Annotated in this window: 1 pseudogene; it reads left to right on the plus strand. The window is 78.8% G+C overall.

Annotated elements, in window-relative coordinates:
* A pseudogene (locus GTW08_RS28430) lies at window positions 1-203 on the plus strand (ATP-binding protein); the annotation flags it as partial.

Genomic DNA, 203 nt, shown 5'->3' on the forward strand with positions numbered 1-203 from the left:
CTGTGGGGCGCGGCGACCGGTGCGCTGGCCGCCGGGATGCTCGACGCCGGGTTGCGGGCGGTCGTCGTCGCCGTCGACCCGGGCCGGGTCCCCGCGCGGCTCGCCGGGGCCGTGTTCGACGCCGAGTTCCTGGCCGCGCTGCCACCGGGGGTCGACCCGTGCGGGGAGAACGGCGAGTTCCACACCTTCGTCACCGGCGGGCC

It is taken from the genome of Pseudonocardia sp. SID8383 (genome assembly GCF_009864975.1).
Classification (GTDB): domain Bacteria; phylum Actinomycetota; class Actinomycetes; order Mycobacteriales; family Pseudonocardiaceae; genus Pseudonocardia; species Pseudonocardia alni.